Annotated in this window: 29 protein-coding genes; 10 read left to right on the top strand and 19 right to left on the bottom strand. The window is 71.8% G+C overall.

Annotated elements, in window-relative coordinates; genetic code table 11:
- Positions 1-273 precede the first annotated feature (273 nt).
- Positions 274-471, bottom strand: coding sequence for a hypothetical protein (locus WG923_RS22510; protein WP_340353245.1), 198 nt, complete (start codon positions 469-471; stop codon positions 274-276).
- A gap of 308 nt (positions 472-779) precedes the next feature.
- On the opposite strand from WG923_RS22510, the gene WG923_RS22505 reads away from it, so the two are divergent.
- Positions 780-1,568 (top strand): Crp/Fnr family transcriptional regulator, encoded by a 789-nt coding sequence (locus tag WG923_RS22505; RefSeq protein ID WP_340353244.1) that lies wholly within the window; start codon positions 780-782, stop codon positions 1,566-1,568.
- Here WG923_RS22505 and WG923_RS22500 read toward each other — a convergent pair.
- The gene (locus tag WG923_RS22500) at positions 1,510-1,893 is read right to left on the bottom strand and encodes a GNAT family N-acetyltransferase (RefSeq protein ID WP_340353243.1); all 384 of its coding nucleotides are present in this window, start codon (positions 1,891-1,893) and stop codon (positions 1,510-1,512) included. The two genes, WG923_RS22505 and WG923_RS22500, sit on opposite strands and share 59 nt — an antisense overlap.
- Between WG923_RS22500 and WG923_RS22495 the strand changes: the two genes are divergently transcribed.
- Positions 1,867-2,178 carry a hypothetical protein gene (locus tag WG923_RS22495; protein WP_340353242.1) on the top strand — a complete coding sequence of 104 codons (312 nt, stop codon included), beginning with the start codon at positions 1,867-1,869 and terminating at the stop codon, positions 2,176-2,178. The two genes, WG923_RS22500 and WG923_RS22495, sit on opposite strands and share 27 nt — an antisense overlap.
- Positions 2,179-2,410: 232 nt before the next feature.
- Here WG923_RS22495 and WG923_RS22490 read toward each other — a convergent pair whose 3' ends face one another.
- Genes WG923_RS22490 through WG923_RS22465 form a run of 6 tightly spaced genes read right to left on the bottom strand, consistent with a single transcriptional unit; the run spans position 2,411 to position 7,742 of the window.
- On the bottom strand, positions 2,411-2,836 hold the full coding sequence (locus tag WG923_RS22490; RefSeq protein ID WP_340353241.1) for a DUF1810 domain-containing protein: 426 nt from the start codon (positions 2,834-2,836) through the stop codon (positions 2,411-2,413).
- 22 nt (positions 2,837-2,858) lie between these two features.
- On the bottom strand, positions 2,859-3,257 hold the full coding sequence (locus WG923_RS22485) for a cupin domain-containing protein (RefSeq protein WP_340353240.1): 399 nt from the start codon (positions 3,255-3,257) through the stop codon (positions 2,859-2,861).
- A 34-nt stretch (positions 3,258-3,291) separates the two neighbouring features.
- A complete protein-coding gene (locus tag WG923_RS22480) occupies positions 3,292-4,050 on the bottom strand; it encodes a hypothetical protein (protein ID WP_340353239.1) in 759 nt (252 codons plus the stop codon).
- 34 nt (positions 4,051-4,084) lie between these two features.
- Positions 4,085-5,071 (bottom strand): Bug family tripartite tricarboxylate transporter substrate binding protein, encoded by a 987-nt coding sequence (locus WG923_RS22475; RefSeq protein ID WP_340353238.1) that lies wholly within the window; start codon positions 5,069-5,071, stop codon positions 4,085-4,087.
- On the bottom strand, positions 5,068-6,018 hold the full coding sequence (locus tag WG923_RS22470) for a ketopantoate reductase family protein (protein ID WP_340353237.1): 951 nt from the start codon (positions 6,016-6,018) through the stop codon (positions 5,068-5,070). The genes WG923_RS22475 and WG923_RS22470 overlap by 4 nt, the downstream gene beginning before the upstream one ends.
- A complete protein-coding gene (locus WG923_RS22465; protein ID WP_340353236.1) occupies positions 6,015-7,742 on the bottom strand; it encodes a thiamine pyrophosphate-requiring protein in 1,728 nt (575 codons plus the stop codon). The genes WG923_RS22470 and WG923_RS22465 overlap by 4 nt, the downstream gene beginning before the upstream one ends.
- Positions 7,743-7,900: 158 nt before the next feature.
- Here WG923_RS22465 and WG923_RS22460 point away from each other — a divergent pair, with 158 nt between their 5' ends.
- A complete protein-coding gene (locus WG923_RS22460) occupies positions 7,901-8,107 on the top strand; it encodes a dodecin (RefSeq protein WP_340353235.1) in 207 nt (68 codons plus the stop codon).
- Positions 8,108-8,125: 18 nt separating this feature from the next.
- Here the strand turns inward: WG923_RS22460 and WG923_RS22455 are convergent, their stop codons facing one another.
- The 3 genes from WG923_RS22455 to WG923_RS22445 all read right to left on the bottom strand — a co-directional run bounded on the left by WG923_RS22455 (position 8,126) and on the right by WG923_RS22445 (position 9,621).
- Complete coding sequence (locus WG923_RS22455; RefSeq protein ID WP_340353234.1) at positions 8,126-8,560, bottom strand: VOC family protein; 435 nt, start codon at positions 8,558-8,560, stop codon at positions 8,126-8,128.
- Positions 8,561-8,580: 20 nt separating this feature from the next.
- Complete coding sequence (locus WG923_RS22450) at positions 8,581-9,093, bottom strand: GFA family protein (protein ID WP_340353233.1); 513 nt, start codon at positions 9,091-9,093, stop codon at positions 8,581-8,583.
- 105 nt (positions 9,094-9,198) lie between these two features.
- Positions 9,199-9,621: a nuclear transport factor 2 family protein gene (locus WG923_RS22445; protein ID WP_340353232.1), complete on the bottom strand. Its 423-nt coding sequence runs from the start codon at positions 9,619-9,621 to the stop codon at positions 9,199-9,201.
- 114 nt (positions 9,622-9,735) lie between these two features.
- Here WG923_RS22445 and WG923_RS22440 point away from each other — a divergent pair, with 114 nt between their 5' ends.
- A complete protein-coding gene (locus tag WG923_RS22440) occupies positions 9,736-11,427 on the top strand; it encodes an acyl-CoA dehydrogenase family protein (protein WP_340353231.1) in 1,692 nt (563 codons plus the stop codon).
- 49 nt (positions 11,428-11,476) lie between these two features.
- Here the strand turns inward: WG923_RS22440 and hemG are convergent, their stop codons facing one another.
- The 5 genes from hemG to WG923_RS22415 all read right to left on the bottom strand — a co-directional run bounded on the left by hemG (position 11,477) and on the right by WG923_RS22415 (position 16,601).
- Positions 11,477-12,004, bottom strand: coding sequence for a menaquinone-dependent protoporphyrinogen IX dehydrogenase (gene hemG, locus WG923_RS22435; RefSeq protein ID WP_340353230.1), 528 nt, complete (start codon positions 12,002-12,004; stop codon positions 11,477-11,479).
- Between the two features lie 108 nt (positions 12,005-12,112).
- Complete coding sequence (locus WG923_RS22430) at positions 12,113-12,445, bottom strand: hypothetical protein (RefSeq protein ID WP_340353229.1); 333 nt, start codon at positions 12,443-12,445, stop codon at positions 12,113-12,115.
- Between the two features lie 73 nt (positions 12,446-12,518).
- Entirely contained in the window at positions 12,519-13,568 is a 1,050-nt protein-coding gene (locus tag WG923_RS22425; RefSeq protein WP_340353228.1) for a lipocalin-like domain-containing protein, read from the bottom strand.
- A complete protein-coding gene (locus tag WG923_RS22420) occupies positions 13,568-16,084 on the bottom strand; it encodes an ABC transporter permease (RefSeq protein WP_340353227.1) in 2,517 nt (838 codons plus the stop codon). Before WG923_RS22420 ends, WG923_RS22425 begins: the two co-directional genes overlap by 1 nt.
- A gap of 37 nt (positions 16,085-16,121) precedes the next feature.
- Entirely contained in the window at positions 16,122-16,601 is a 480-nt protein-coding gene (locus WG923_RS22415; protein WP_340353226.1) for a hemerythrin domain-containing protein, read from the bottom strand.
- Positions 16,602-16,824: 223 nt separating this feature from the next.
- Between WG923_RS22415 and WG923_RS22410 the strand changes: the two genes are divergently transcribed.
- The 3 genes from WG923_RS22410 to WG923_RS22400 all read left to right on the top strand — a co-directional run bounded on the left by WG923_RS22410 (position 16,825) and on the right by WG923_RS22400 (position 18,148).
- Positions 16,825-17,085, top strand: coding sequence for a hypothetical protein (locus tag WG923_RS22410; RefSeq protein WP_340353225.1), 261 nt, complete (start codon positions 16,825-16,827; stop codon positions 17,083-17,085).
- 65 nt (positions 17,086-17,150) lie between these two features.
- Complete coding sequence (locus WG923_RS22405; protein WP_340353224.1) at positions 17,151-17,546, top strand: response regulator; 396 nt, start codon at positions 17,151-17,153, stop codon at positions 17,544-17,546.
- Positions 17,543-18,148, top strand: coding sequence for a thioredoxin fold domain-containing protein (locus WG923_RS22400; RefSeq protein ID WP_340353223.1), 606 nt, complete (start codon positions 17,543-17,545; stop codon positions 18,146-18,148). Before WG923_RS22405 ends, WG923_RS22400 begins: the two co-directional genes overlap by 4 nt.
- Here WG923_RS22400 and WG923_RS22395 read toward each other — a convergent pair whose 3' ends face one another.
- Together WG923_RS22395 and miaA are read right to left on the bottom strand one after the other, a co-directional pair.
- Positions 18,149-18,793 (bottom strand): ABC transporter ATP-binding protein, encoded by a 645-nt coding sequence (locus WG923_RS22395; protein WP_340353222.1) that lies wholly within the window; start codon positions 18,791-18,793, stop codon positions 18,149-18,151. It lies immediately after the preceding gene.
- On the bottom strand, positions 18,793-19,731 hold the full coding sequence (gene miaA, locus WG923_RS22390; protein WP_340353221.1) for a tRNA (adenosine(37)-N6)-dimethylallyltransferase MiaA: 939 nt from the start codon (positions 19,729-19,731) through the stop codon (positions 18,793-18,795). Before miaA ends, WG923_RS22395 begins: the two co-directional genes overlap by 1 nt.
- A 123-nt stretch (positions 19,732-19,854) precedes the next feature.
- On the opposite strand from miaA, the gene WG923_RS22385 reads away from it, so the two are divergent.
- From WG923_RS22385 to aroD, 3 genes are all read left to right on the top strand, one after another.
- Positions 19,855-20,241 carry a response regulator gene (locus WG923_RS22385; protein ID WP_340353220.1) on the top strand — a complete coding sequence of 129 codons (387 nt, stop codon included), beginning with the start codon at positions 19,855-19,857 and terminating at the stop codon, positions 20,239-20,241.
- Between the two features lie 98 nt (positions 20,242-20,339).
- Positions 20,340-20,585, top strand: coding sequence for a hypothetical protein (locus WG923_RS22380; RefSeq protein ID WP_340353219.1), 246 nt, complete (start codon positions 20,340-20,342; stop codon positions 20,583-20,585).
- Positions 20,586-20,637: 52 nt separating this feature from the next.
- A complete protein-coding gene (gene aroD / locus WG923_RS22375; protein ID WP_340353218.1) occupies positions 20,638-21,420 on the top strand; it encodes a type I 3-dehydroquinate dehydratase in 783 nt (260 codons plus the stop codon).
- Here aroD and WG923_RS22370 read toward each other — a convergent pair.
- On the bottom strand, positions 21,407-22,249 hold the full coding sequence (locus WG923_RS22370) for an alpha/beta hydrolase (protein ID WP_340353217.1): 843 nt from the start codon (positions 22,247-22,249) through the stop codon (positions 21,407-21,409). The two genes, aroD and WG923_RS22370, sit on opposite strands and share 14 nt — an antisense overlap.
- Positions 22,250-22,276 lie beyond the last annotated feature (27 nt).

The raw sequence follows: 22,276 nt of genomic DNA, 5'->3' as shown, positions 1-22,276 counted from the left end.
GGAGGCGCTGGAGGCGTACCTGAACTCGCGCTCCGTCGCCGTGATGAACGTCTGAGTTCGCGCCCTGCAACGGAAAAGCCCGGCATGGCCGGGCTTTTTTTTCGTCGCGAGGCTGGGGATGTGCCCCTCACCCCGGCCCTCTCCCGAAGGAGAGAGGGAGCAAGGCCCTCCAGGGGGTGGAAAGGGTTCTTGCTCCCTCCCCTCCGGGGGAGGGCCGGGGTGGGGCACTCCACCACTCCTCCTCTTGCAGGCCCTCCTGCACTCAGGAATCGATCACCCCCCGCACACGCGCGCATTGCGCATCAGCCGCTTGCTGCGCTGGGCCATCGGATGCTCCAGCCCGCCGGGATCCCGGATGTGGTCCAGCGCGGGACGCTCCCACAGCAGCGCGATGGCGTCGCGGATCGGCTGGGCGCGGCGGGCGGCGGCGTCCCGCCGGGGGGATTCGAACTTCAGGACGAGGGGTGTCATGGCTTGCTTCCTTCCGGGTCGGTCATAGGGACGATGGGGCGGACGGGGGGCGGCGGACTATCATGGTTCCCGCAACTGCCCCGGCAGTTCGCCGGCCCACGAGGCAGCGCAGGCGCACAGGGCGTGGGGCAACGATGCATGGCGGTTCTCCTTGGAACGGGAAGCCCGGTCGGGACCGGGTGGGGAAATGGTGGGAGCAGCGGCGTTCGCGCGATGTACGGATTCGCACGCGCCGCGGGCGCCTTCCCCGCGCGGCGTGACATTTGTGGTGTCGCGCCGCATCCCGCGACAGCCTGGAGAGTGACCCGATGCCTTCCATGATCCCGATGTCTTCCCTCGGCCTCGCGCGCCTGCCGCTGCTGGCGGACCTGCCGCAGCAGCGCCTCGATGCGCTCGCCGCGCAGTGCACCTGGCGCCGCTTCGAGCCGGGGCAGCCGATCGTCTCGCGCGACACCACCGGCGGCGACGTGCACCTGATCGTCGATGGCCGCGTGCGCATCCACGTCTATGCGGCCGACGGCCGCGAGGTGCTGTTCACGCAGGTGCAGGAAGGCTCGATCGTCGGCGACTTCGCGGCCGTCGACGGCGGCCTGCGCACGACGGACGCGCACGCCAGCACGCGCGTGCTGAGCGCATCGCTGTCCGGCGCGGACTTCAAGCAGCTGCTGCGCGAGGAGCCGCGGGTGGAGGAACGCTACGTGCGCTACCTGGTGGGGCTGGTGCGCATGCTGACCGACCGCGTGATCGAGCTGAGCACGCTGGCCGTGCAGAACCGCATCCGCGCCGAGGTGCTGCGGCAGGCGCAGGCGGCCACGGAGCCGGACAGCGACTTCGCCAGGCTGGAGCCGGCGCCGCGCCACGCGGACCTGGCCGCGCAGGTGGGCACCACGCGCGAGCAGGTCACGCGCGAGCTGTCGGCGCTTGCGCGCCAGGGGCTGCTGCAGAAGACGGGCCGCGCGCTGCTGGTGACCGACCTGCACCGGCTGCAGCAACTGGTGCGCGGCGCGAGCGAGGGCGGCGACAAGGCCGACGCCGCGCTCACCGCTTCACGAGCGGGCCGTACTCCTTCTCATGACGGGCGATATAGCCCGCGATGAAGCTGCACTTGGGCAGCGCCTTCAGGCCGCGGCGGCGCACGTCGTCGAGCGCATAGGCCGCCAGGCGCGAGCCGAGGCCCTGGCCTTCGAGGGCCGCGTCCACTTCGGTGTGCGTGAAGACCACCGCGTCGTCCTCGCGGTGGTAGCGCGCGAGGGCGACCACGCGGCCGTCCTGGCGCAGTTCGTAGCTTGCGTTCGCTTCGTCATGGGCGGGCTCGGGGGCGCCCGGTGCCTGGTGCTGCTGCTTCATGGCTCCATGCTGCCATGCGCGGCGCCCGCGCGGGCGTAGAGTCGCGCCATGCACCAGGCTCACCAGCAAGGCCATCGCGCCGGCGGCTCCCCCTCTCCTGCCGGCGGCGGCTGGCTCGAGAAGGCGCTGCCGGGGCTGTCGCTCTTCACCATGGCCATGACGGTGCCGCAGGTGTGGGCCGTGTGGGTCGACGCCCAGACGGCGGGCGTGTCGCTGCTGTCCTGGGGCGCATACCTGGTGGCGGCGCTGCTGTGGTTCTTCTACGGGCTGGGCAAGCGCGACCGCACGATCTGGGTGGCGTGCATCGGGTGGATCCTGCTGGATGCGGCGGTGGTGGTGGGGGTGCTGTGGCGCGGCTGAAGGTGGATGCCGCGGGGCCTCGTAGGCTGGTGGTGAGCCGCGCGCGAGCGCGCGCGAACCCCAGCGTTCCGCGCGCATCGCTGGGGTTCGCGCGCTGGCGCGGCTCACCGCCAGCACCGCTGGGGTTCGCGCGCTGGCGCGGCTCACCGCCAGCATCGCTGGGGTTCGCGCGCTGGCGCGGCTCACCACCAGCATCGCTGGGGTTCGCGCGCTGGCGCGGCTCACCACCAGCCTACGAACCGCAAAGCGCCACGGTGCGCGGATCGGGCTCGCCGCCGTAGAAGCGCGCGAGTCCCTGCCGGAAGACGGCTTCCTCCGGTGCCGCCAGCGAGAACAAGGTGAGGCACGAGCGGAACTTCACGTCGTCGGGCGAGCCCAGGATCTCGTGCGCGCTCTTGCCCGGCACGGCCAGCATCAGCGCGCAGCATTCCCGCAGCCGCGGGCCCAGCACCGGATGCGCGAGATAGGCCCGCGCCTCGTCCAGCGAGGCGATCCCGTAGAACTGCGCCGTGCTGCTGGAGCCCAACCCCTTGCACTGCGGGAACACGAACCACATCCAGTGGCTGCGCTTGCGGCCGGCGCGCAACTCGTCGCGCACGTCCTCGATCGCGTCGGCCTGCGCAGCGACGAAGCGTTGCAGCCCGAACGGATCGTCCATGGCTTCCTGGGGCCGCGCCCGGTCAGGGCTTGGTCGGCGAGGCCTTGTCGGGATCGCGCCGGTTGCCGCCGCCGCCCTGGTCGCCGGCGTCGCCGCCGTGCAGCAGCAGGGTGACCAGCACCGCCGACTCGGCGCGGGCCTTGAGGGCGTGCCGCTCCTTGGGCGGCAGGACGACGACATTGCCCGGACGCAGCTGGCGCACCCCGCCGCCCATCACCACGTCGACTTCGCCTTCCAGGCAGTGGATGGTGCACTCGTCGTCGACGTGGTGCATCGGCTGCTCCTGGTGCGCCGCCAGCACCATGTGCAGCAGCTGGATGCGGTCCGTCTTGATCAGGCTGGTGCTCACCGTGCCTTGCAGCTGGTTGCCCAGCGGCGCCACGTTGATCACGTCGAGGTGTTTCGCATGCGGCAGGGCCATGGTCGTTCTCCCGTCAGCCCGAGACTAGCAAACCCTAGCGCGGATAGGGGCCGATCTGGCCCTTCTTGTCGTTGTCGCGCAGGGCCGCCTGGTGCACCTTGGCATTGGCCAGCGCCCAGGCCTTCAGGTGCTCGATGTATTCCTTGCGCTCCGGGTCGGTCTTGACGAAGTTCGGGTGCCACTCGCTCTCGCGCCAGTCCCCGACGGTGGACGGCACGAAGTCGACCAGCTCCGGGTTGACGATGTAGTCCACCCACAGGTACTCGCCGGGCTTGAAGAAGCGCTCCTGCACCTGCAGCACCGTCTTGGGCACCTGCACCGCGTTGTCCTGCATCCACTGCCAGGCCTCGCGGTCGTTGTGGTCCCGCGGCTTGGTCTGCATGTAGCGCACCACGTGGTTCATGATCACGCAGTCCTGCGAATGCGACGGACCCCCGAGCACGGTGCGGAACAGCGTGTCCTCGCGCTGGCAGGCCTTGTCGCGCCATTCGATGGGCTTGCCCGCTTCCTCCGTGGCGCGGATGTAGAAGGAGCCGACGAAGCGCTTGGACTCGTCGAACTGCACCAGGTAGAAGCTCTTGGTCGTCGCCCCGTTCGGGATGCCGTCGGCGCTGGCGGCCTTGCCGGTGTGCACCGCCACCACGTTCCACTTGCCGGGGGGCAGCGCCACCCGCAGCTTGCCGATCTCCAGCGCCGCACTCACGGCCTCGCCCTTGGCGGGCTCGCCGGCCAGCGCGGGCGCCCCCGCCAGCAGGAAGGCGGTGGCGAATGCCGCCGCTATCACCTTGCGCATGTCGATCTCTCCTCGATGGTCATTTCCGCAAATACTAATCGGCCCGGATGTTGTTGGCCTTTGCCACACCGGCCCACAAGGGAATTTCGCTGGCGATGACCCGCGCGAACTCCTCCGGCGTGCTGCCGGCGGGGTCGATCGCGAGCGCCGCCATGCGCTCGCGCACGTCGGGCAGCCTGACGATGCGCTGCACCTCCGCCGCCAGCTTGTCGACGATGGCGCGGGGCGTGCCGGCCGGCGCCAGCAGGCCGCTCCAGAACTGGATCGTGAGGTCGATGCCCTGCTCGGCCATCGTCGGCACGTCGGGCAGGGCGGCGATGCGTTGCGGCGATGTCACGGCCAGGCCCTTCAGCAGGCCGCCCTTGATCGGGCCCATGGCCGGCCCGGAGTCCACCAGCGTCAGCGTGAGCTGCCCGGAAGCCACGCCGTTGATCGATTCCATGCTGCCCTTGTAGGGGATGTGGTCGGCGCGGATGCCGGTGCGGTTCTTCAGCAGTTCGGTGGCGAGCCGGAACGAGGCCGCGCTGGAGCCGTAGTTCGATTTCTCCGGGTTCGCCTTCGTGTAGGCGGCGAGTTCCGCCACGCTTTTGTACGGTGCATTCGCGGCCACCGACAGCACGAGCGGGAAGGTCCCCACCAGCGACACCGGCACCAGGTCCCTGGTCGGCGAATAGGGCAGCCGCTCGTACAGCGCCGGGTTGAACACGATCGGCCCGCTCGCCCCCATCAGCAGCGTGTAGCCGTCCGGTGCCGCCGTGGCCACCGCGACGCTGCCGACGATCGCAGCGGTGCTGGGCTTGTTCTCCACCACCACCTCGCGGCCCAGGCCCTCCTGCATCTTCTGCGCCAGCAGGCGGGCGAGGATGTCGTTGGCGCCGCCCGGTGCATAGCCGACGACGATGCGGATCGGCCGCGCGGGGAAGCCCGCCGCCGCGTTCGGCGCCGGCTGCGCGGCCACCGGAAGCACACAGGCCGCGAGCAGGGTGGCGGCAGCGGATCGCAGCAGGGTGTTGCGCTTCATGCGGAGGTCTCCTTGACAGTGGCATGGCGCTGGCGCGCCGCGTATTCCAGGCCCTTGACCAGGGCCGTGACGGTGCGGCAGGCCGGCACCGGGATGCCCAGGCGGTCGGCCTGGGCGACGACCCAGCCGGTGAGGGCGTCGATCTCCGTTTCGCCGGCGCGGGCGATGTCCAGCGCCATCGAGCCGGCGTGGCGCGGCAGCGGCACCGCGCCGGAGCGCACCTTGTGCACGAAGGCCATCGGGTCGAAGGCGAAGGAGCCGCCCAGCGCGCGCACCACCTGCTGGCACTCCTCGGCCAGCGTGTCCACCAGCGCGCACACCTCGGGCACCTCGTAGCGCGCGGCGTTGTGGCCGGCCACCAGCGCGCCCACCGGGTTCATCACGCAGTTGAAGACGAACTTGGACCACACGGCGTCCATCGGGTCCTCGATCACCTCGCAGGGCAGGCCGCTCGCGACCAGCAGGTCGCCGAACCAGCGCACGTCCTCGATGCTGCCTTGCCAGGGCCCCAGCCACGTGCTGCCGCGGATCAGGTGCTCCACCTGGCCCGGCGCGATGTAGCGGCCGGCGGACATGGTCGCCCCGCGTGCCACCGGCGCGCCGGTGGCCGCCAGCAGTTCGGCGTTGCCCATCCCGTTCTGCAGAGTGACCAGCAGGGGCTTCGAAGCGAGGTGGCTGCCCAGGTCCTGCAGCACCGCTGGCGTCGCACTGGACTTCACCAGGAACACGATCGCGTCGAAGGGCTCGGGGATCAGCTCGCTCGCCTCGCTCACGCACGGGAACTGCGCCCGCACGCGCGTCGCGCCCTCCACGGCCAGGCCGTGTTCGCTGATGGCCTGTGCGTGTTCCACGTTGCTGTCGAGGCCGACCACCTGCGCGTGCACAGCGAGCTTCGCCGCCACGATGCCGCCGATCGCGCCCACGCCCGCCACCAGGATCCTCTTCATGGAGCTGCCACCTTCACGTGCAGGACGGCCGCGCGGCCGCCGTCGACGGCGTCGACGCAGCGCTGCAAGGCCAGCGCGAGCCCGTCCGGTTCTTCCACGTATTCGCCATGCGCGCCGAAGGCCTGGGCGACCTGGTCGAAGCGGCGCACCTCGCCGCCCAGCCGCGCATGGAACGCGTTTGCCCTCGCCGCCTCGCCATCCGGGTATACGCGCAGCACGGCTTCCTTCACCGCCTGCCAGCCGCCGTTGTCGAGGACGACGGTCAGGATCGGCAACCGGTACCGCTGCGCCACGGCATAGACGGAGGTCGGCGTGGAGAAGTGGAAGCCGCCGTCGCCGCACACCTGCACCACGCGCCGGCCGGGCCGCGCGAGCTTCGCGCCCAGCGCCATGCCGCCGCTGTAGCCGAGGCCGCCGCCGCCGCAGCCGACCAGCGTGCCCGGCCGGGTGCGCTGGATCTGCGTCAGCACGGCGGGCGCGTTGCGGATCGCCTCGTTGACGACGATGTCGTCCTGCGAGATCGCCCGGTTCACGGCCGCACAGACGAAGGCCGGAGCGATCGCGCCGCGGCTGCCCGGGTTCGCCGCCGCGGCAGCGATGGCGGTCAGGCGCTCGTCGCGTGCGCGGGCCCAGGGTGCGGTGCGCTGCGCCACGCGGGCGCGGAAGTCCGCGTCGGCCAGCGCGCGCACGGCCTGCAGCACCTCGCCCAGCGCCGCCGCGCAGTCGGCCTGCAGGCGCAGGTCGCTGGCGAAGCCCCACATCGGGAAGTCCTGCTTGAGCGGATCGACGTCGATGTGGATGAAGCGCGTGGCCGCGTCGGGCCGCGTGAACTTCGGCAGCCAGGGCACGTCGACGTCCAGCAGCAGGCACAGGTCGGCGCCCGCGAGCGCCTGGGCCGGATCGAAACCGCCGAAGCAGGGCGCGTCGCGCGACACGTTCATCGCGGTCGGCATGAACTCGTGCACGCGGATGCCGCATTCCGCGGCCAGCGCCTCCAGCGCCGCCACTGCCTCGGGCCGGCGCCCGAGGTAGGAGGTGAGCACCACGGGCTTCGTCGCCTGCAGCAAGGCCTGCGCGATCTCGCGTGCCGCATCGGCGGGGATGCCGCGCGCGCGCACGGGGCCGTAGCGCTCGGCCGGGAAGCTGGCGACCTCGGCCGCGCAGGACTCGGCCAGCGTCTCGCGCGGCAGCGTCAGGAACACCGGGCCCGGCGGGTCGCTGTGCATGACGGAGTGCGCGCGCCGCAGTACCTCCTTGGCGACCACGCCGCTGGCGAGCGAGTATTCCCACTTCACGTACGGCCGCACCAGGCTGCCGATGTCGAAGGGGTCCTGCACGAAGTGCACGTAGTTGTCGCGCGAGCCGGTGAGTTCGCCGCGCAGCGTGAAGGGCGCCTTGCCGGCCATCAGCAGCACCGGCCAGCGCGAGCGGAACAGGTTGTGCATGCCCATCGCGGCGTTCGCCGTGCCGGCATCGACGTGGACGAGCACGCCCTGGCCGCGCCCGGTGAGCGCGGCGTACCCGCCCGCCATGTGGATCGCCACGTTCTCGTGCGGGCACAGCACCACTTGCGGCTGCGGCCGGCCCTCGCGCGCGAACTGCGCCATGGCCTCGATCAGCGACACGTGGTCGGTGCCGAGGTTGCAGAACAGGTACTCGAGGCCCGCTTCCGCCAGGCCGTCGAGGAAGTGGTGGGCCACGGTGGGGCGTGCTTCCGGGTTCATGGTCCTGCTGCGCCGGCGGCTGCTCCCTGTGCAGCGCCGAAAGTTCGAAGAATAGGCGGCACGGCCGCGTTGCCAGATGGGGGAAACCCCCTTCACGCCGGACGGCGCCGCGCAGCTCCGGCGGGGCTGGCAAGATGCGCCGACCCCAGGAGGCCCGCATGTCCAATCACGTCTACAAGACCCTCGAGCTCACCGGTTCGTCCACCATCGGCATCGAGGACGCCGTCAATGGCGCGATCGCCAAGGCCGCCGAGACGGTGCGCAACATGCAGTGGTTCACGGTGGAGGAAACGCGCGGCCACATCCAGGACGGCAAGGTCGCCCACTGGCAGGTGACGATCAAGGTCGGCTTCACGCTGGAGTAGGCGGCCGGGCCGCCGGCGTCACGGCGCGGCGCCTTCGGGCAACTGCAGGTCCGGGTTCCAGGCCACCTCCCACAGGTGGCCATCGGGGTCCTGGAAGTAGCCGGCGTAGCCGCCCCAGAAGGTCTCGCGCGCTGTCTTGGCGACCACCGCGCCGGCCCGCGCGGCCTGCGCCATCGCCTCGTCCACTTCCAGCCGCGAGCCCACGTTGTGGGCCAGGCAGAAGGTGGTGGGGCTGCGCGGCCCCGGGGCCAGCCCGCTGTCGTGCGCGAGGCTCGCGCGCGGCCACAGCGCCAGGCGCAGGCCGGACTCGAGTTCGAAGAAGGCCACGGCGCCGTGCTCGAACTGCTGGCCGACGATGCCTTCGGTGGGCCAGCCGAGGCCGTCGCGGTAGAAGGCCAGCGCCCTTTGCAGGTCGTCGACGGCCAGCGTGATGAGGGTGATGCGCGGTCGCATGGTGGGTCTCCCGGAGCAGGCTAGGGCCGGCGCTGCGCGGCTTTCCAGGCTTCGATCCGAGGCAGCAGCGCCTGCCGCCGCTCCAGGCTCTCCGGCGGCCAGTACGCCGTGCGCTCGTAGAACTCCGGCACCGCCGGCGTGCCTTGCGGCAGCACCACCCAGGGCTGTTTCGAGGCGGTGAAGATGTGGATGTCCGGCGGCAGCGCGTCGGGGTTGTCGAGCGTGCCCACGCGGATGAACTTCACCACCGGCCCGGCGCCCGCGTAGTGGCTCCACAAGGCCAGGTGGCAACGGGGGCAGCGCGCGATCTGCTGGCCCTGGCCGCTTTCGGAGGGCGTGTCGACCAGCACCACCTCGCCCGCCAGCAGTTCCACCCGCTCGCTCTCGATCAGCGCGTTGAGCGCGAAGGAGGCGCCGGTCTCGCGCTGGCACCAGCGGCAATGGCAGCAGTGCACGAACAGCGGCCGCGACGTCATGCGGTAGCGCACGTGGCGGCAGTCGCAGCCGCCTTCCAGGGACAGGATCTCGGGCATGGTGACTCTTGCTCCCTCTCCCTCTCCCTCCGGGGGAGGGCCGGGGTGGGGGCGAGTGTGGCACCGCGCCCGGCGCGTCGCAAGATCAGGCGTCGGTGCGCATCCTCACGCCTGCGGCATGCTGTGCCACCAGATGCGCGCTTCCTGGCACAGCCCGCCGGCGAAGCGCGCCTGCAGGATGCCATCGAGCACCATGCGGGGCAGGGGATCGCCCGGCTGGCGGGCGACCAGGTTGGTGCCCGTCGAACGCGCCCAGACCTGGAACAGTTCCTCCGACGCCACCTGGTAGGTGACGTGCCAGTGCGCGATGCCGCCGTCGCCGCTGCGCGCGAGGATCTCGTAGTCCACCCGCACATCCTCCTGCAGCTTCACCCGCTGCCAGTAGGCGGCCAGCTCCGCGGGCCCGCGCTGCACCGCGAAGGGCGTGTTGTGGTAGCGGCCGTCGGCCGCGAACAGCGCGGTGAAGAGCTTGTCGTCGCGCTGCTGCCAGGCGGCCTGGTAGCCGCGCATGAAGTCGTCGATGGTCATGGCTTGCTTTCCGTGAGTCTCCCCGCGCAGGTGTTCTGTCCAATGGCGGCTTGAGCGGGCGCAGAACCCTCCCGAGCCCTTCGTGCATGATGCCGGCTGCACCCGGAGGAGACCATGCCCCAGAACCCGCAGAACCCGCAGGACCCCGTCGCCACCGCCCGCAGCTTCCTCGCGCGGCTGCGCACGGCGTTCGACGCGGCCACGCTCGCCCTGGCGCAAGGCTGCAGCACCGAGGGCAAGCTCAGTGGCCGCAAGCTCGATGCCCGGCAGGTCGCCTCCTTCGAGCTGGCGTGGGCGGCGGCGGACCTGCTGGCCGCCGAGGCCGGCGTCGCCAACGTGCGCTCCGGCGGCAGCGAACTCGATGCGCGCCTGGCGCTCCTGTTCGCCGTGGAAGCGGGCAACGCAGTGCTGGGGCGCCTGGACACGCTGCACCTGGAGCTGGGCCTGCCGCGCGATGCGCTGCGTGGCCTGCGCGACGACGCAGGCTGGGAGGCGCTGTGCCTGTCCGCCGCCGGCTCGAAGGCGCTGGAGGCGGCCGGCGAGGCCGTCGCCGCATCCGACGGCGAAGTCGGCCAGCTCGCGCTCGACGAGCCGCACGCGATGGCGCAGGATGCATTCCGCCGCTTCGCCGCCGAAGTGGTGGCGCCGCAGGCCGAGGCCATCCACCGCGACAACCTCACGGTGCCCGAGTCGCTGCTGCAGCCGCTGCGCGAGATGGGCGTCTTCGGCCTGTCGGTGCCGGAGCAGTACGGCGGCAGCGCGCCCGACGAGCGCGAGGACTCGCTGCTGATGGTGCTGGTGACCGAAGCCCTGTCGGAGGGCTCGCTCGCGGCGGCCGGCAGCCTGATCACCCGGCCCGAGATCCTCACCCGCGCGCTGCTGGCGGGCGGCACGCGCGAGCAGCAGGCCAGGTGGCTGCCGAAGCTGGCCGCCGGCGATCCGCTGTGCGCGATCGCGATCACGGAGCCGGACTACGGCTCCGACGTCGCCGGGCTCGCGCTGCGCGGCACGCGCGTGGCGGGCGGCTGGCGCCTGAACGGCGCCAAGACCTGGTGCACCTTCGCGGGCAAGGCCGGCGTGCTGATGGTGGTGGTGCGCACCGACCCGGACCGCGCGCTGGGCCACAGGGGCCTGAGCCTCGTGCTGGTGGAAAAGCCGGCGTTCGAAGGCCACGACTTCGTGTTCCGCCAGCCCGAGGGCGGCACGCTCAGCGGCCGCGCGATCCCCACGATCGGCTACCGCGGCATGCATTCCTTCGACCTGTCGTTCGAGGACTTCTTCGTGCCGGACGCGAACGTCGTCGGCGGCGAGGCGGGCCTCGGCAAGGGCTTCTACTACACGATGGCCGGCATGGTCGGCGGCCGCATGCAGACGGCCGCGCGCGCCTGCGGCGTGATGCGCGCCGCCCTGCGCGCCGCGATCCGCTACTGCCACGACCGCAAGGTGTTCGGCCAGGCGCTGGTCGAATTCCCGCTCACGCGCGCCAAGCTCGCGCGCATGGGCGCGCGCCTGGCCACCTGCCGGCAGCTCGCCGGCTCGGTGGCGGCGCTGGTGGACCGCGGCGAAGGGCGGATGGAAGCCAGCCTCGTCAAGCTGCTGGCCTGCCGCTCCGCCGAGATGGTCACGCGCGAGGCGCTGCAGCTGCACGGCGGCATGGGCTACGCGGAGGAGTCGGCCGTCAGCCGCTACTTCGTGGACGCGCGCGTGCTGTCGATCTTCGAGGGCGCCGAGGAGACGCTGGCGCTGAAGGTGGTGGCGCGCAGCCTGATGGAACGCGCGCTGGGCGTCGCGCCCACGGCCGCTTAGGGGCGCCCCGGGGCGCCGGAACCTGGGCCCCCGGTCGCCGGGAAGCGCCTCAGAGCAAGGCCACGCGCTGCGCGAACGCCTCCACGCTGTCCCAGTCGGTGAACTCCACGCACGCATCGGGATGCGTCGGCCCGCGCGTGAGCCACATGATGAAGCGGATGATCTGGCGGTCGAAGAACTGGTACTTCCGGTAGTCGATCCTGCCCGCGAACACGCCCACCAGCGCTGGCCGCCACGGCGTGAGCTTGCGAAAGCTGCGGATGTAGGGGCTGCCCTCCGGCGTGTCCTTGCCCGGCTTGCGCGCGACCGCGTTGACGGTGAAGAACGCGCTGGGCCGGCTTTCCAGCGCCGGCTGGTGCCGCCGGATGTAGTCGAAGACCTCCGGCCGGTGCTTGCCGTAGCGGATGCTGGCGCCGATCACGACCTTGTCGAAGGCGGCGGCTTCCGGCGGCCGCGCCTCGCTCAGCGACGCCAGCGTCACCGCATGGCCGTCGGCATTCAGCGACTGCTGCATGCGTTCGCAGATCGTGCGGGTGTGGCCGTCGACGGTGGAATAGGCGAGGAGGATGCGGGACATGGAAGGGTGCGGACTCCTCCCGAGAATGCGCCCGGGCGGCGCACGGCGTCTTGACGACGGCCAAGGGACGTGCGATTGGCGCTGGCCGCGTGGCGCGCCAGCCTCGCCTCAGGCGTCCAGCGCCAGGAAGGGCGCCAGCCGCTGCTGCACCTGGGGCTGGCGCATCTGCGGCAGCAGGCAGGCGCGAATGGCATCGGCCAGGTCTTCATCGCCCTGCTGCGAGCGCTCCACCAGCTCGGCGAAGCGGCGCAGCTGGCGGTCCGAGAACTCCTGCAGGTCCTTGGCCAGGAAGTAGGCGAATTCGCGCAGCACGGAATGGTAGGTCGGGCCGGCGTCGACGAACACCGATTCTCCGGACGCACCGAAGTCGCGCGGCAGCGAGGGGAAGATGGCGATCAGGGCGTCGGCGAGTTCTGCGGGCGAGCGGGGGGTTGTTTTCATGGCATCGGAGCGGCAAGGCGGCGCGTGGCCGCCGGCGGCATCAGGCCTGCGAAGGCTTGCACGAAGCTTGCCGCTACATCCTCAATTTTGCCGCATACCCCGTCATCTCCAGGTAGCCGCGGCCCACCCGCTTGCCGTTGCTGTCCAGCAGCTCCGACAGGCCTTCCCAGTAGATCGCGCCCGTGGACGCGCGGCTGTCCAGCTCCTGGTTGTCGAGCACCGCGCGCACGGTGTAGATGTCCGCCGGCGTGCGCACCAGCCATTCCACCGGATAGCTCGCATTCGACAGCGGGCTGGTCCAGCGCCGCTGCGGCCGGAACTCGGTCTCGCCGGGGCTGGCCACATAGCGCTCGCCGCGCGCGCTGCGGAAGGTGCCCCCGTCCCACACCGTGCTGCCGTCCTTGCGCCGGATGCGGAAGGACATGAGCGCGCTGCCGTCGTCGAGGTTCATGCCGATCCAGTCCCAGCCCGCCGCCTCGGGGTGCAGGTACTCGTCGCTGATCTCGTGGTCCATCCAGGCGCGGCCGGTGACCTCGAAGGCGCGGCCCTGCACGGTGAGGCGGCCGCTCACCGCGAGTTGCGGCTCGCTGTAGTAGTAGCTGGCCTGGTCCGGCTGCGGCCCCTTGCGCGACAGGCCCTGGTCGCCCTGCAGCAGCACCGGCTGCGTCTGGGCGCAGCGCAGGTCCAGCGCGAAGTCGCCGGCGGGCACCACGGCATGCCAGGCGCCGGCCTCGCGCGCGAGCGACCAGTCGCGCAGGCGCAGCCGGCCGTCGTCCGGCGCCGCCTCGGCGATGCCGAAGCCGGTGCGCGCGATGCGCTGGTCGTGCAGCAGGCGGCCGGACTGCACGTCGGTCACGGCGGCATGCGCGAACAGCAGCTGCTTGGCCGCGAACTTCGACTGCATCTGCTGGGTGCCCTCCACGCGCGAGCGGAAGAAGGTCACCTGGAAGCCGAAGCTGCGCTCGCCGGCCTGCGCGAAGCCCGTGACGTACCACCATTCGGTGCGGAACCCGGGATGCGCGCCGTGGTCGGCGGGGAAGGCCAGGCGCCGCGCGGGCAAGGCGAAGGCGTGCCGCGCCAGCGCCAGCAGGGGCAGGGCGGCGAGCAAGGGCCGGCGCCGCATCACCAGTCCTCCTTCACGGCCAGCACCGCATCGCGCGATGCCGCCGCGCGACCGGCCAGCCAGGCGGTGACGGTGCCGGCCACGACGACGGCGGCGCACAGCGCCAGCAGGCGTGCCCAGGGCAGCAGCAGGTCCATCGTCCAGTGGAAGCTCTGGGGATTCACCACGTGCACCAGGACCACGGCCACGGCGAGCCCCAGCGCCAGCCCGGCCAGCGCACCGATCACGGTCCATGCCGCGCCTTCGCCGGCGACCACGGCCAGGATCTGCCGGCGCGTGAGCCCCAGGTGCGCCAGCAGCCCGAACTCCTTGCGGCGCGCGAGCACCTGCGCGCTGAAGCTCGCCGCCACGCCGAACAGGCCGATGCCGATCGCCACCGCCTGCAGCCAGTAGGTCACGGCGAAGCTGCGGTCGAAGATGCGCAGCGAGATGCTGCGCACCTCGGAGGCCGATGCGAAATCGACCAGGTCCTGGTTGCCGGTCTCGCGCGCCACGATGGCGCGGATGCGCGCCTGCACGTCCTGCGCGGAGGCGTCGGGCGCCAGCCAGAGCTGCGCGTCGTTCACGCGGGTGTCGCCGGTCAGGCGCAGGTAGTCGGCCTGGTCGAGGACCACCGCGCCGCTTTGCCGCACGTAGTCGCGCCACACGCCCGCCACCACGAAAGGGCCGCGGCCCAGCGCGCCTTCCAGCACCGCCAGGCGCTGGCCCTTGCGCGCGCCGTACAGGTCCACCATCGCCTCGCTCACGTAGACGGGCACCGCGCCGGCGGGCACAGTCACGGGATCGCCCACCAGCGGCAGGCTGCGGCGCGCATCGCCCAGCGGCCGCGCGAGCAGGGCCACCTGCGGCCGCGCCGGATCCAGCAGCAGCAGGCGCACGCGCTGCGTCGTCACGCGCGCGACGCCGGGCACCTGCGGCAGGGCGCGCACCAGTTCCGGCGTGAGGTAGGCCGTGTCGCCGGTGGCGGTGCTCAAGCTGGTGCGCAGGTACAGGTCCGCCGGCAGCAGCACCCGCAGCCAGTCGGAGACGGACTGGCGGAAGCTCGCCACCATCACCGTGAGCGCCACCGCGAGGCTGAGCGCGGCCACGACGCCGCTCACCGCGACCGCGGCGCTCTCGCGCACGCGGCGCGCGCGTTCCACGGCCAGCAGCGGCAGCAGCCGGTGCGCCACCAGGGGCGCCAGCCGGTCGTAGAACCAGCCGACGCCGGCGGGCAGCACCGCGATGCCGCCCACCAGCAGCAGGCCGACGGAAACATAGGCGGCCAGCGGGATGCCGGCGATCGGCGGCACGAAGGCGAGCAGGACGGCCGCTGCCAGCGCCAGCCACCCGAGCCAGTGGCGGCGCCCGCGCGGCAGCCCGGTGCCCAGGCCCTTGAGCGTCTGCGCCAGCGGCAGGCGCGCGGCGCTGCGCGCGGGCAGCCAGCCGCCGGCCATGGCCGCGACCACGCCGAGCACGCCGTAGCCCGCGGCCGCCACGCCGTCCCATTGCAGTTGCGGCTTCACGCCGGGAAAGTAGCCGCCGCCCAGGTCGCCGGAGAGCAGCGACAGCGCCGCCGCCGCGAGCCCCGCGCCGAGCGCGACGCCGGCGGCGCTGCCCACGAGGCCCAGCAAGGCGGATTCGGCCAGCACCAGCCGCAGGCGCTCGCGCGCCGTGAGTCCCAGCACCCCCAGCAGCGCGAACTGCTGCGCGCGGCGCGCGACGCTCAGCGCGAGCACCGAGAACACCAGGAAGGCCCCGGTGAACAGGGCCACCAGCGCCAGCACCGTGAGGTTGACGCGATAGGCCCGCGAGAGCTGGCTCACGCGCTGGCCGGCATCCTTCGGTTCCAGGGCCTGCACGCCGGGGGGCAGCGCCTGCGTGCGCAACCACTCGCCCTGGTTCACGCCGGCCTTCAACCGGACGTCGATGCGCGTGAGCTGCCCCAGGCGGCCGAACAGGTCCTGCGCGGCGCCGAGGTCCATCACCAGCAGCGGCCCGCCCCCCGCGCCGGTGGTGCCGGCCACGCGCAACTCGCGCAGCGCCATGCCGGCCTGCAGCCGCACGCTGTCGGCGGCCAGCAGCTGGCGCGCGGCTGCATTGAGGAAGACGGTGTCGGGCGCCAGCACGGCGAGGCGGTCGGCCCCTTCGCCGGGGACGGGCACGAGTTGCGGCGCGGTCGCGCCGACCACCAGGGCGTCGATGCCCAGCACGCGCACCGGGGCGCGCCCGCCGTCACGGGTGGAGGCCAGCGTCTGCAGTTCGAGCACGGGGCTGGCCCAGGCGACGCGAGCATCGGTCGCGATGCGCCCGTAGAGGGATTCGTCCAGGGCGCCCTGCGCGGCCCGCAGTTCCAGGTCCGGCTCGCCGCCGGCGGAACGGGCGGCGCTGGCGAATTCGTCCAGCGCCGATGCGTTGATCAGGTGGACGGAAAAGGCGAGCGCCACGCCCAGCATGACCGCGAAGATCGCGGTCGCACTGCGCCAGGCGTGGGACTTGAGTTCCTGCCAGGAATAGGTCGCCAGGAGCGCGAGCATCGGCCCATTGTGCCGGTCACGCTCCGCCTGCGATGGCTTACGCCATTTCTCCCATCAGTTCTTCCTTGCGCGCCATCATCTCGTCGCGCATCGCCACCAGGTCCAGCTTGCGGCCGGCGCGAGCCTTGGGGAAGATCTCGTTGCGCTCTTCCTTGACGTGGTGGTCGATGTACTCGCCCAGCACGGTGACCTTGGCATCGAACATCTCGTCGGCCTCGTCCATGCCCTCGATCTGCGCGATCAGGTCCTTGGCGGACTGATGCTCGACCTCGGCCTCGGCGATCATGTCGGTGTCCTTGAGCACGCCGCGCAGCGCGGGGTAGAAGATCTCCTCCTCGATCTGCGCGTGCACCGTCAGTTCATGGCAGATCTGGCGCGCCAGCTCCATTTTCTTCTGCGCGACGGTGCGGCCGCGCGAGTTGGTGAGTTCCTCGTATTGCTTGAACATCTTCTTGACTGCGCGGTGGTCCGCGTCGAGCAGGTCGCAGGCGTCTTTTTCGCCTCGGGCGTTGGGCATGGATCGTTCTCCTTCGAAAGGTCCGGCCATGATGGTGAGCGGCGATGCACTCCCGTGTAGGAAAACTGCGGCATCCGTGGCTGTGCCTGGCCGACGTACATGCGGGTGCGGGCCCTTTGCGGATGCGGGCTGATCCGGCGGGCGCGCGCGTCATCGTCGGACCCGCCGAGGCTCGTGCTTTCCTTAGTCTTCAGGCAGTTTTGCAGGAACGAAAAGGAGCGCCATGAACCAGCCGCCGCATCCCAATATCGAACAGGCCCGGACCAAGACCGAGGAGGTCCAGCGCGAACTCGAGGTCGCGAGCGCCGAACTCGGTTTGACGCATGGCGCCCTCGAGCGCGAAGTCCCGCAGACGGTCAAGCAGAAGAGCGACGTGGCCTGGGCGATCCGCCAGAACGCGGAACTCGAACGCAAGGTGCAGCAGGCCGCGGAGGACCTGGAGCAGGTCACCGAGCTGCTCGAGCAGGTGCAGGCCGGTGCATGAGGGCATGGCCGGGCTGACCCGGGGCTAGAATCGAAAGGCAGTCGCAGTAACGGGGGCTAGCCGACGTGAGCGTGCGTGTATTCCTGGTCGAGGACATGAAGCAGGTGCAGGGCGTCCTGGCCGACCTGCTGGCGAGCCTCGGTGACTTCCGGCTGGTGGGCGCCACGCGCACCGAGGCCGAAGCGAAGCTGTGGCTGCAGGAAAATCCCGGCGCCTGGGACCTGGCGGTCATCGACCTTGTCCTGGATCAAGGGACGGGGATGGCCGTGGTCCCCCGCGCCCGGGAGGCGGCGGGGGGCGAGGGCGGTAACATCGTGGTGTTCAGCGACTACGCGAGCGACGGCATCCGCAACCACTGCCTGAAGCTCGGCGCGGACGCCGTGTTCCTCAAATCCCAGACCCAGGAATTCATGGACTACTGTTCCGAGCTCGGCGGCCTCACGGCCGCGCCCGCACCATGAGGCGCCGCCTCGTCCTCACGGCCTGCGCCGCGGCCTGCCTGCTGGCCGCCTGCGGCAAGGAATCCTCCTCTTCCGGCGGCCGCACCGCCGCCGGCGGCAGCGGCGGCAAGCCTGCACCGCAGCCGGTCTCGATCGAGGCGATCGAGCAGAAGGCCAAGGGCTTCAACGTCGGCGCCACGATGGCCACGCGCGTGGTCTACGTCTTCTTCGACCCGCAGTGCCCGCACTGCGCGGTGCTGTGGGAGAGCGTGAAGCCGCTGAAGTCGCAGGCGCGCTTCGTCTGGATCCCGGTGGGCCTGATCGGCGAGAAGAGCATCGCGCAAGGCGCGGGCATCCTCGGCGCCGCGGACCCGGTGACCAAGATGGAGGAGAACGAGGCCTCCGTGCGCGCCCAGCAGGGCGGCATCGGCGCCATGGGCGTCGAAGACGCGCAGAAGGAGATCGTCAAGGCGAACACCGCGCTGTTCACCAGCTTCGGCTTCACCGGCGTGCCCACCATCGTCGGCAAGCATGCGCAGACCGGCGGCCTGGTGACGATCGACGGCTCGGTGCCGGCGGTCACGCTGCAGCAGAGACTCGGCTGGTCGCCCGCGGGCGGCTGATCACCGCTCGATCCCGTCGCTGCGCAGGTGCAGCATCCGGTCCGCCTGCGCCGCCGCGGCGGCCGAGTGCGTCACCAGCACCAGCGCCGCGCCGCTTTCCTGCGCCTGCGCGCGCAGCACCTCCATCACCCGCGCCGCGGTCTTCGGATCGAGGTTGCCGGTGGGCTCGTCGGCCAGCAGCAGCTTCGGGCCGTGCACCACCGCGCGGGCGATCGCCACGCGCTGCAGCTGGCCGCCGCTGAGTTCCTGCGGCAGCCGGTGGCCCAGGCCCTCCAGCCCCACGGCGTGCAGCATGGCCTCCACCCGGGCGGCGTCGGGCCTTCCGAGCAGCAGCAGCGGCAGCCCCACGTTCTGCGCCACGTCCAGGTGCGGCAGCACGTGGAAGGCCTGGAACACGAAACCGAGCTTCGCGCGCCGCAGCAGCGCGCGGCCCTCGTCGTCCAGCGTCGCCAGGTCCACGCCGTCGACCTCGATGCGCCCGGCCTGCCACACGTCCAGGCCCGCCATGCAATTGAGCAGGGTGGACTTGCCCACGCCCGACTCGCCCACGATGGCCACGAACTCGCGCGCGGCCACGGCCAGCGTCACGTCGCGGAACACGTCGACCTCCCCGTAGCGCTTGGCGAGTCCCTGCACTTGCAGCATCAGGCCTCCACTCCCGCCGCGCGCAGCACCTGCGCCAGCGCGTCGGGCGCATCGCAGGCGATCACGCGCCGCTGCGGCATGCCGCGCAGCCACGTGAGCTGGCGTTTGGCGAGCTGCCGCGTGGCCGCGATGCCGCGTTCGCGCAGCTCGTCCAGCGGCCAGGCGCCGTCCAGTGCTTCCCACGCCTGGCGATAGCCCACGCAGCGCATGCTGGCCAGCGCGGGATGCAGGTCGCCGCGCGCGCGCAGGCGCCGCACTTCGTCGACGAAGCCCGCCGCCAGCATCGCATCGAAGCGCTGGGCGATGCGGGCGTGCAGCCAGGCACGGTCCGTGGGTTCGAGCGACAGGAACAGGTCCGGCTGCGGCCAGGCCTCGCGCGCGCCCTTGCGGTGAAAGCGTGACAGCGGCTGCCCGCTGACGCGGAACACTTCCAGCGCCCGCTGGATGCGCTGCGCGTCGTTCGGTGCCAGCCGGGCCGCCGTGGCGGGATCGACCGTGGCGAGCTGCGCGTGCAGCGCCGGCCAGCCGTCGCGCGCTGCTTCCGCCTCGAGGGCCGCGCGCACCTGCGCATCCGCGGGGGGCATGGCGTCCAGCCCTTCGAACAGGGCCTTGAAGTACAGCATGGTGCCGCCGGCCAGCACCACGCGCCGGCCGCGCGCGGCGATCTCGCCCATCAGCCGGCGCGCGTCGCCAGCGAACTCCGCCGCGCTGTAGGCCTGCGCGGGCTCGCGGATGTCGACGAGATGGTGGACCACGCGCGCGCGCTCGGCCGCGGTCGGCTTGGCGGTGCCGATGTCCATGCCGCGGTAGACCAGCGCGGAATCGACGCTGACGATCTCCGCCTCCAGCCGTTCGGCCAGGACGAGCGCTGCGGCGCTCTTGCCCGAGGCGGTGGGCCCGGCGAGCGCCACCGTGGCGGGCAGGGCGCAGGGCGGCATCCGGTCGAGGTTAGCAGATGCGACTGCCGCGCAGCGCGATACGCAAATGGTTGCACTGGCCCCGTGGTGGGCCCCTTCGCGGGGACAATGGGGACACCAGAGTACCAAGGGAGATATCGGGGCGTGGACCTGAGGGTGTTCCTCGTCGAGGACCTGCAGCGCATGCGCGGACTGCTCGGCGAGCTGTTCGATTCGATGGGAGGCTTCTCGGTCGTGGCCAACGCCAGCACCGAGGCCGAAGCGAACCTGTGGCTGGACGAACACCCCGGCGGCTGGGACGTGGCGGTGATCGACCTCGTGCTGGAACAGGGGGCCGGGATGAACGTCATCCGGCGCTGCAAGTCGGACCCCGCGGGCGGCCGCATCGTGGTGTTCAGCAGCTACGCCACCCCCGGGGTGCAGCAGCACTGCCTGGACCTCGGCGCCGACGCCGTGTTCGACAAGAGCGACACCGGCGGCTTCATCCAGTGGTTCCACGACCTGGAGGACCGGGAGAACTCCGGTCCCTGAGGCCCGGCCTGCGCCAGCACGGCATTGTCGGTGCCTGCCGACAGCAATCTCCGTTGCGTCCGACACGGTTGCGCCCCGCGCTGCCTAGGATGCATGGTATGAGTGCAACAAGGTCAGGCAACGGGCCGGACGATGCCGACGCCGGCAACTGGGCGACCGAGACGCTGCCCATGTCCGTGCGCAAGGAATTGCTGGAACGCGAATTGAACAAGCTGGGCTTCCGCAAGGCGGCGGCCCAGGGCGGCTCGCCGTCGGTGCGTGACGGCGGCTCGCAGCAGCAGGGTGACGCAGGGTCCTCGCATCCCCAGGCGGACGGCAGCACCGCGGCGGAACACGCCGACTGAGGTCGCAGCCCCGGGCAGCGGCCACCACGGCGCCGCTGCTTAGAATCCCTCGATGATCCCGATCCAAGTCGAAGGCCGCCCCCTGGCCGGCGGGCGGCTGCCGGCCGTGTGCGCGCCGCTGGTCGGTCGCACGCGCGCGGCCCTGGCCACCGAAGCGGCGGCCGTGGCCGCCAAGCGCCCCGACCTGCTGGAGTGGCGCGTCGACTTCTTCGGACCCATCGCGGACACGCGCGAGGTGCTCGCGGCGGCGGCCGACCTGCGCGCTGCCAGCGGCGGCATTCCGATCCTGTTCACGCGCCGCTGCCAGCGCGAAGGCGGCCAGCCGATCGCCCTCGCCGAACCGCAGGTGCTGGCGCTGTACGAAGCGGTGGCGGCCAGCGGCTGCGTGGACCTGCTGGACTTCGAGATGGGCAACGACGCGGCGGACGTCGCGCAGGTGCGCGCGCTGGCGCACCGGCGCGGCTTGCCGCTGGTGCTGTCGTTCCACGATTTCCAGCGCACGCCCCCCGATGCGGACCTGCGGGCGCGCTTCGCGCAGGCACGCCAGCTCGGGGCCGACATCGCCAAGGTTGCCGTCATGCCGCAGTCGGTGGAAGACGTGCACCGGCTCCTCGGTGCCACGCTGCAAGCCAGCCGCTCGTTGGGCATCCCCGTGATCAGCATGGCCATGGGCGGGCTGGGCGCCGTCACGCGGCTGTGCGGCGGCGTGTTCGGCTCGGCCCTGACCTTCGCGGTGGGCGCGGCCGCTTCCGCGCCGGGGCAGATCGCGATCGAGGAAGTGCGCGCCGCCCTGGCGGTACTGCAGGGCGCGATGCAGGGCCCTACTTCAGGCTGAAGAACTGCGCCAGCGCCTCGCGGTACTGCGCCTGGCCCACGGCCATCGTGCTGTGGTGCGAGCCGCCTTCCACCAGCAGGAAGCGCTTGCGGCCCGGCGCCGCCTCGTACAGGCGCCGGCCCAGGGAGGCGTCGATCAGCGAGTCGTTGGCGCCGTGCACCACCAGCAGCGGCGAGTGCACTTCGGCCACCTTGCGGATCGACTCGAAGCGCTGCGTGATCAGCGGCCCGATCGGCAGCCAGCCCCACTTCATGGAACTGGCCAGGTCGGGGATGGAGGTGAAGGTGCCTTCCACGATCACGCCCTGTTCGTCCTCCACGTGGGCGGCCAGGTCGATCGCGACCGCGCCGCCCAGCGAATGGCCGAAGACGTAGCGCGGTTGCCGCGGATACCTGCGCGCGAGCCACTCCCAGGCCGCGCGGGCGTCCTCGTACGCGGTTTCCTCCGAGGGCAGCTCGCGGGTGGACTTGCCGAAGCCGCGGTAGTCGATCGCCAGCACGTTGAAGCCCAGTTCCTGCATGCGGCGGATGCGCGGGGCGGAGCCGCTCACGTTCCAGCGGGCGCCGTGCAGGTACAGCATCACGGGCCGCGCCGCGGGATCCTGCGCGGCAGGCAGCCACAGGCCGTGCAGCCGCGAGGGCTTGCCGGTGACCTGCGAGGCGAACTCGATCCAGACGTCGTCCATGCCGTCCGCGTAGCTCGCGGCGCCGCCCCAGCTGCGGTCGCCGGGCTGGAAGATCCATTCGCGCTGGCGCTCGTCGAGCGTGGCGCAGCCCACGGACAGCAGGGTGGCCGCGGCGACGGCGGCGAGGAGGAGGCGGCGCTTCATGGCTCTCCTGCAGAGTCGCGGCCGGCG

The sequence above is a fragment of the Ramlibacter sp. AN1133 genome (assembly GCF_037890035.1).
In the GTDB taxonomy this organism is placed as follows: domain Bacteria; phylum Pseudomonadota; class Gammaproteobacteria; order Burkholderiales; family Burkholderiaceae_C; genus Ramlibacter.
This window is presented reverse-complemented; position numbering and strand designations above follow the sequence as displayed.